Origin of the sequence: Streptomyces xiaopingdaonensis (assembly GCF_000262345.1) — a bacterium.
GTDB classification, from domain to species: domain Bacteria; phylum Actinomycetota; class Actinomycetes; order Streptomycetales; family Streptomycetaceae; genus Streptomyces; species Streptomyces xiaopingdaonensis.
In genome coordinates, this window is the sequence record NZ_AJTQ01000085.1 from 1 (window position 1) to 5,411 (window position 5,411).

A 5,411-nucleotide genomic window follows, 5' to 3' on the forward strand; every position below is an offset into this window, starting at 1 on the left:
ACTGTCCCTACCACGGGACTCAACGCAACTGACGCTGAGCATCCCGGCGTTCGCGCAAGCGCTTCACGGTGCCCGCGTCGTGCCGCCATGCCCGAGGGTCGTCAAGCAGCGCGTTGAGCAACTGGTAATAGCGCGGAGCCGAGAGCTCGAGCCGCTCCCGGATCGCCCGCTCCTTCCTCCCGGGGCTAGGCCATCCGCGGCGCTCGAACGCGAGCACCTCCCGCTCCAGCTCCGTCAGTTCGCCGAAGTCGCCCTTCCCCGCCGAACGGAGGTCGCCGTCGGGGCTTTCCCCCACGGCGGGCTCGCCCTGGAGCCCGAGCCCCTCTTCGTCCGGCGCCCGGCGACAGGCTTCGCCGGCGCCCGTGCCCGCCCCGTCCGAGCTGTTGGTACCCATCGCTCCAAGGTACCGACTACTCCTGTCCTTCCTCCGCCTCGGCCTTGCGCTGCATCCTCGTGAGAAGCGCCTCCGGATCGGTCGCGTCGAGCATCGCCTTGCCGATGTTCCCCTTCAGATCCGCGTTGACCGCTGCCCAGGAGACCTTGCCGAGCGGGTAGAAATCGGCCGACGGCAACTGGTCGAGAAACCGCCAGAGGTCACGGTGGTCGCGGTCCTTGCGCATGCGTTCGGAGGCCGAAGTGGTCACGGGCAGCAGGTCGTAGCTGTCGACGAAGGAGTAGTGGTTCTTCTCCGAGTAGACGAAGTCGAGGAAGGTGCCGATCGCCTCGCGGTTCCCATGCTGACGGAATGCCATCATCCAGTCAGCCACTCCGAGCGTGGAGCCGGCCGGCCCCTTCTCGCCCGGCAGTTGGGCCATGCCGAAGTCCACCTTGCCGCGCTTCGCCTGCGGCATCAGCGTGGGGTGGCCGTTGAGCATGCCGACCTCTCCTTCGGCGAACGCCTCGAAGATCTCCGCGCGGTTGGTCTTGTGGGGAGCGGGCTGGGTGAGCCCCGGTCGGACGAGGTTCTCCCGGAGCCAGCGGAGCGCGCGCACGTTCTCGTCGGCGTTGATGGAGTACGTCCCGACGCTGTCCGTGTATCCGCCGTCTGCGCCGAGCATCCACATGAGGGCCTCGCCCTGGGCCTCCTCGGGCCCGAGGGGAAGCCCGTAAGGGATTTTGACGCCGGCGGAGTTGAGCCGTTCCGCCATGCTGCGCACTTGGCTCCATGTGCGGGGAGGCTTGTCCGGGTCGAGCCCGGCTTTGTCGAAGAGCGCCTTGTTGTAGAAGAAGAGCCGCGTGCTGGTGACGAAGGGAAGGCCGTACTGGACCCGGTTGACCTGTCCCGCTTCTGCCAGGTTCGCAAGGAAGTCGGCCTGGACGGGGATGGGGAGCAGGTCGCTCACCTTGTAGAGCTTGCCGGCTCCGGCGAAGTCGGCGTAGGCGCCGATCTGCGCCATGTCGGGTGCCTCGTCGTCGGCCACCATCTCGGCGACCTTCTTCTCGATGGTGTTCCAGCTCAACACCCGTACGTCGATGCGGATGTCGGAGTGCGCGCGTTGAAACGCGTCGGTGAGGCGATGCCAGTAGCCGCGGGAGCTGTCTCCCGCGGAGGGGGAACCGTAGTCGGCGGCGACGAGACGCAGCGTCGTCTCACCCGTCCCTCCGATGCCGCAGCCCGTCGTTGCGGCCCCCGTGGAGACCGCGCCCATGCCGGCAGCGGCCGCACGCAAAAACCGTCTTCGTTCCACTTGCTGACTCTCCTCCATGCCGAGCTGTGCTGACGTTCGAGAGCTCGGGCATGCAGAGCGGTCGCCACGTGCGCGAACGGTACGACCGTTCTGGGCACTCTCCCCCGAGCAGAGCAGCGCGACGCGGACGCAGCTCTCCCGGGCCGTTCCGCTTCCCGCCTTGCGCCGCCTACCTCACTACAGGCTTCCGTCCGGCACAACCCACTTGCCACAGCGAGGAGTTGAAGAAAACCGAGCGTCGCACGACAGGGACCGCGCAGGTCGCACTACGGCAAAGATCCGCTACTGGACTAGACCTATTCTGCCGTCTCGCGGGAGACTGTGCGGCGTCAACCGACCGATTTCCCGAGGCACTCCGCGTACGAGCGCGACGTGCACACCGTCAGCCCAGGCCGGTCCCGCAGCCGGCCCAGCCCCGACAGCGAGAAGTGCAGTGAGCCCACGGCAATACGTCATCGCCCTCGACATCGGTGGCACCGGCATGAAGGCCGCCCTGATCGACAGCGACAACAGACCGCTCCACGAGGCGCGCCGCCGCACGCACGCCGAACGCGGCCCCGACGCCGTACTCCACGAGGTACTCGACTTCGCCGAGGAGTTGCGGCGCACCGGCGTCGACGAATACGCAACGCCCCCGGTCGCGGCGGGAGTTGCCGTGCCCGGTGTGATCGACGAGGCGACGGGCACCGTCACCTTCGCCGCGAACCTCGCCTGGCGCGAAGTGCCGTTGCGCTCCCTCCTCGTGGAACGGCTCGGCATGCCCGTAGCCCTCGGGCACGACGTACGCACCGGAGGTCTCGCCGAGGGGCGGCTCGGGGCGGGTGAGGGGACGGATCGTTTTCTCTTCGTGCCGATCGGTACCGGGATCGCCGGGGCGATCGGCATCGACGGACGAGTCGAAGCGGGGGCGCACGGGGGAGCCGGCGAGATAGGCCACGTCGTCGTCGATCCGGAAGGCCCGGAGTGCGGCTGCGGCCAGCGAGGCTGTCTGGAGACGCTCGCCTCCGCCGCCGCGGTCGGTCGCGACTGGGCTGCCGTCTGCGGGAACCCCGCGGCGACAGCGGCGGACGCGGCGAAGGCCGTCACCTCGGGTGACGCGCGTGCGCTGGCGGTGTGGCAGAAGGCGGTCGATCGCCTCGCCGGCGGTCTCGTCATGGCCTGCACGCTGCTCGACCCGCGCACACTGATCGTCGGCGGAGGTCTCGCCGAGGCCGGTGAGACCCTCTTCGGTCCGTTGCGTGACGCGGTGCACGGCCGCGTGACGTTCCAACATCCCCCCACAATCGTGCCCGCGGCCCTCGGGGACGCCGCCGGCTGCCTGGGCGCGGGGCTCCTCGCCTGGGATCTTCTCTCCGCGGAGGTTTCACGTCGATGAGTAAGCGAACGGTGCTGTCCGGAGCGCGCCTCGTACTCCCTGACGGGGTGCACGAGAGCGGCCGACTGACCATCGAGGACCGCACGATCGCCCATGTCGCCAAGCGCCCGGCTGTTTCCGCTTTTGAAGGTGAGCAGGCGACGGTTGTGGACCTGACCGGCCACTGGGTCGTTCCGGGGTTCGTCGACGTCCACGTGCACGGCGGCGGCAACGCCTCCTTCTCGGCCGGCACGGCAGAGGAGGCGCTCAGGACCATTCACACGCACCGCACGTGCGGCACGACCACGACCGTCGCCTCGACGGTCACGGGCACCCTCGACGATCTGTCCGAGCAGGCGCGAGTGTTGAGCGAACTCGTCGAACAGGGCGACCTCGCGGGGATCCACTTCGAGGGGCCGTTCATCTCGCTCCAGCGCTGCGGCGCCCACGACACCTCGCTGCTCCGCGACCCGCAGCCGGCCGACGTGCGGAGACTCGTCGACGCCGCACGGGGCACCGCCGTCATGCTGACGCTCGCACCCGAACTCCCGGGCGGAATCGACTCCGTACGTCTCCTCGCCGACCTCGGCGTCCGGGCCGCCGTCGGGCACACCGACGCCGACTACGAGACGGTCGGGCGCGCCGTCGAGGCGGGCGCCACCGTGGCCACGCACCTCTTCAACGCCATGCCGGTGCTCGGCCACCGCGCGCCTGGCCCGGTCGCCGCGCTGCTCGAGGACGACCGGGTCACCGTCGAACTCATCAACGACGGCACGCACTTGCACCGCGCGACCCTGGAGCTCGCGTTCCGCGACGCCGGTCCTGGACGGGTCGCCTTCATCACCGATGCGATGGGTGCGGCGGGGATGGGTGATGGGCGGTACCCGCTCGGCCCGCTCGAAGTGGAGGTGCGCGACGGCGTCGCACGCCTCGTCGAAGGCGGGTCGATCGCCGGCTCGACGCTCACTCTCGACAGGGCGTTCCGCCGAGCGGTCACGGTGGACGGGTTGCCCGTTCCGGACGCCGTCGCCGCGCTCTCGGCGACCCCGGCACGGCTGCTGGGGATGCAGGACCGAGTGGGGTCGTTGGAGGTCGGGAAGTACGCGGATCTGGTGGTGCTCGACGCGGAGTTCGAGGTCGTCGGTGTGATGAGGCGGGGCGCATGGGTCCGCGAGCCGGAGGTGCGTAGGGGCTCGTCAACAGGCTCGCGGGCCAGGTGAGTTGTTGTCGGGGACTCGTCATGAGCGTCGGTCGGATGGTTTGATCACACCGTTCCGACGGTCGGCGGGAAGGAGTCCGGTGATACTGACGGTCACGCTCAACGCCGCCCTCGACGTCACCTACCGAGTGCCCCGCCTTGACCCGCACGGAACTCATCGGGTGCGTTCCACGACGGAGCGTCCGGGCGGCAAGGGCCTCAATGTCGCCCGGGTGCTCGCGGCGCTCGGGTATGCGACTGCGGTCACCGGCTTCGTCGGCGGCGACACGGGCCGCGCCGTCCGCGCCCTGCTCGACGCCGAACGAGGGCACCACCGCAGCCTGCGAGACGAACTCGTCACCGTCGAGGGCGGCACCCGGCGCACACTGGCCGTGGTCGACGAGACGACGGGCGACACCACGCAGTTCAACGAGGCCGGACCGGAGATATCGGCTCAGGAATGGGAGGCGTTCCGGGACGCGTACCGGCGGCTGCTCGGTGAGGCGGAGGCCGTTGCGCTGTGCGGCAGCCTTCCACCTGGGCTGCCTGTCGGCGCCTACGCCGGCCTCGTGCGGGAAGCGCGCGCTGCGGAGGTTCCGGTGTTCCTCGACACCAGTGGGGAACCGCTGCGCCGGGGGCTCGCCGCTCGGCCCGACCTCGTCAAGCCGAACCTGGCGGAGCTGGCGGAGATCACCGGGAGTACGGACCCGGTGGGGGCGGCGCGGGACGCGCGCCGCCGTGGAGCGCGGGCGGTCGCCGCGTCGTTGGGGGCGGACGGCATGGTGCTCGTGACGGAAGACGGTACGCGCAGGGCCCGGCCGCCCAGGCGGCTCGACGGGAACCCCACGGGGGCGGGGGATTCGGCCGTGGCGGGGCTGCTGATCGGGGTGGTGCGGGGGCGGGGCTGGCGTGAGGCGCTCGTCGAGGCGGTTGCTCTGTCGACGGCGACTGTGGTGGCGGAGGCTGCGGGGGAGTTCGTGGGGGAGGTGTATCGGGAGGCGTTGGGGGGCGTGGAGGTGTGGGAGGGGGAGTGATTGGCGTGCGGTCGCGGGGTTTTGAGCCGGAGCGGAGGCGTGGGTGCTGAGCGTCCCTGGCAATTCGGGGCTGCGGGTGCTCACACTCGTCGCCGAGCCCCGAGCCCCGAGCCCCGAGCCCCGAGCCCCGAGCCCCG

At 70.3% G+C, this 5,411-nt stretch carries 5 protein-coding genes; 3 read left to right on the forward strand and 2 right to left on the reverse strand.

Annotated elements, in window-relative coordinates; all coding sequences use genetic code 11:
* Positions 1 to 19 precede the first annotated feature (19 nt).
* Positions 20 to 394, reverse strand: a complete 375-nt coding sequence (locus tag UWG_RS0107095; protein WP_016906508.1) for a DUF3263 domain-containing protein — start codon at positions 392 to 394, stop codon at positions 20 to 22.
* A gap of 16 nt (positions 395 to 410) precedes the next feature.
* Complete coding sequence (locus UWG_RS0107100) at positions 411 to 1,688, reverse strand: extracellular solute-binding protein (protein ID WP_474772998.1); 1,278 nt, start codon at positions 1,686 to 1,688, stop codon at positions 411 to 413.
* Positions 1,689 to 2,121: 433 nt separating this feature from the next.
* On the opposite strand from UWG_RS0107100, the gene UWG_RS0107105 reads away from it, so the two are divergent.
* The 3 genes from UWG_RS0107105 to UWG_RS0107115 all read left to right on the forward strand — a co-directional run bounded on the left by UWG_RS0107105 (position 2,122) and on the right by UWG_RS0107115 (position 5,274).
* Positions 2,122 to 3,063, forward strand: a complete 942-nt coding sequence (locus UWG_RS0107105; RefSeq protein WP_016906510.1) for an ROK family protein — start codon at positions 2,122 to 2,124, stop codon at positions 3,061 to 3,063.
* On the forward strand, positions 3,060 to 4,262 hold the full coding sequence (gene nagA / locus UWG_RS29600; protein ID WP_033196005.1) for an N-acetylglucosamine-6-phosphate deacetylase: 1,203 nt from the start codon (positions 3,060 to 3,062) through the stop codon (positions 4,260 to 4,262). Before UWG_RS0107105 ends, nagA begins: the two co-directional genes overlap by 4 nt.
* A gap of 79 nt (positions 4,263 to 4,341) precedes the next feature.
* Entirely contained in the window at positions 4,342 to 5,274 is a 933-nt protein-coding gene (locus UWG_RS0107115) for a 1-phosphofructokinase family hexose kinase (RefSeq protein ID WP_016906512.1), read from the forward strand.
* Positions 5,275 to 5,411: the final 137 nt, after the last annotated feature.

Excerpts from the sequence above, each read along its gene's own strand:
- UWG_RS0107095 (WP_016906508.1), bottom strand. The coding sequence starts at position 394 with ATGGGTACCAACAGCTCGGACGGGGCGGGCACGGGCGCCGGCGAAGCC.
- nagA (WP_033196005.1), top strand. The coding sequence starts at position 3,060 with ATGAGTAAGCGAACGGTGCTGTCCGGAGCGCGCCTCGTACTCCCTGAC.